This window comes from Kitasatospora sp. NPDC093558 (genome assembly GCF_040683475.1).
GTDB lineage: Bacteria > Actinomycetota > Actinomycetes > Streptomycetales > Streptomycetaceae > Kitasatospora.
This window is the reverse complement of the sequence record NZ_JBFBDY010000946.1, coordinates 1-2,005: the sequence shown is the minus strand read 5'-3', so window position 1 is coordinate 2,005 and position 2,005 is coordinate 1. Positions and strand designations below refer to the sequence as shown.

1 protein-coding gene is annotated in these 2,005 nt (G+C 80.0%); it reads left to right on the top strand.

Translation table 11 applies throughout. The features are described 5' to 3' along the window. The coding region (locus AB0O00_RS37235) for an SDR family NAD(P)-dependent oxidoreductase (protein ID WP_363659125.1) at positions 1–2,005 on the top strand (2,005 nt) is incomplete at both ends.

The following is a 2,005-nucleotide window of genomic DNA, read 5'->3' as shown; positions in this document are numbered from 1 at the left end:
GGCCCCGGCCGGCGCGCAGCTGGGCGCGTGGCCGCCGGCCGGAGCCGAGGAGCTCGACGCCGCCGGGATGTACGACGCGCTGGCGGAGCGCGGCTACGACTACGGCCCGGTGTTCCGGGGCGTGCGCGGGCTGTGGCGGCGCGACGGCGAGTACTTCGCCGAGGTGGCGCTCGCCCCCGCCGAGGCGGAGCGCGCCGGGGAGTACGCGGTGCACCCGGCGCTGCTGGACGCGGCGATGCACGCCGCGCTGGTGGGCATGTTCGACGGGGAGCGGCCGGTGCTGCCGTTCAGCTGGAACCGCGTCGCGGTGCACCGGCCGGGCGCGACGGCCGTGCGGGTGCGGGTCCGGCGCGACGGCGAGCATGCGGTGAGCGCCGACCTGGTGGGCCCCGACGGCCTGCCGGTGGTCACCGTCGGCTCGGTGTCGGGCCGGCCGGTCGAGCCGGACCAGCTGTCCGACGCGGCGGCCCGCCTGGAGCGGCTGCGCTACCGGGTCCGCTGGGCGCCGGTCCGGGCCGAGGGCCCGGTGCCGGTGCACGGCACGTGGCTGCTGCCGGTGCCCGCCGGGCTGCTGCACGACGGCTGGGTGCTGGGCGTCGTCCGGGCCCTGGAGGAGCACGGCGCGCGGGCCGTCACCGTCCCCGTGGACGGCGCGACGGCCGACCGCGCCGCGCTCGCCGGGCTGCTCGCCGAGCACACCGACGTCACCGGTGTCCTCGCGCTGCTCGCGGCCGACGAGGAGCCGCACCCGCGGCACCCGGCGGTGCCGCGCGGCCTGGCCGGCGTGCTGGCGCTGCTCCAGGCGCTGCGCGACGGCGGCAGCACGCTGCCGCTGTGGCTGGCGACCCGTCAGGCCGTCGCGGCGGCGCCCGGCGAGCAGGTGGCCGGGCCGGTGCAGGCGATGGTGTGGGGCCTGGCCCGGGTGGCCGGTCTCGAAGAGCCGGGCCGGCTGATCGGCCTGGTCGACCTGCCCGCGCACCTCGACGCCCGGGTCGCGGCGCACCTGTCGGCCGTCCTCGGCGCGGGCGGCGACCGGCACACCGGGGACGTCGAGTACGCGGTGCGCGCCTCTGGCCCGTACGTCCGCCGTCTGGAGCGGGCCGCGGCCACCCCGGGGACGGGCGGCGAGCCGTGGCGGCCCACCGGGACGGTACTGGTCACCGGCGGCACCGGCGCGCTCGGCGGGCACGCCGCCCGCTGGCTGGCCCGCTCGGGCGCCGAGCACCTGGTGCTGACCAGCCGGGCCGGCCTCGCCGCCGCCGGCGCCGCCGAACTCGCCGCCGAGCTGCGGGAGTCGGGCGCCGGGGTGACGGTCGCCGCGTGCGACGTCGCCGACCGGGCGGCGGTCGAGGAGCTGCTGCGCACCCTGGCCGAGGAGGGCCGCACCGTCCGCACGGTGGTCCACACGGCGGGCGCGGGCGACACCTTCCCGCTGGCCGACGCCACCCTGGCCGAGGTCGCGACCGTCCTCGCCGGCAAGGCCGCCGGCGCCGCGCACCTCGCCGAACTGCTCGGCGACGGCCTCGACGCCTTCGTCCTGTACTCCTCGGGCGCGGGCATCTGGGGCTGCGCCGGCCAGGGCGCGTACGGGGCCGCCAACGCCTACCTCGACGCGCTCGCCGAGCACCGGCGCGGCGCCGGCCTGGCCGCCACCGCGGTGGCCTGGGGCCAGTGGGGCGGCGGCGGCATGGCCGACGAGGAGATCGGCGCGCGGCTCGACCGGTTCGGCGTGCTCGCGATGACCCCGGAGACCGGGATCGCCGCGCTCGGCACCGCGCTCGACCGGCAGGACGCCGCGGTGGTCGTCGCCGACATGGACTGGAAGCGGTTCTACCCCGTCTACACGGCCACCCGCCCGGGCCCGCTGCTGCGTGAACTCCCCGACGTCCGCCGCCTGGTGGCCGCCGAGGAGGAGCCGGCCGGGGCCGCCGACGGCTCGGCCGAGCCGCTCGCCGAGCGCCTCGCCGCGCTCTCCGCGCCGGAGGGCGAGCGCCTGGTGCGCGAC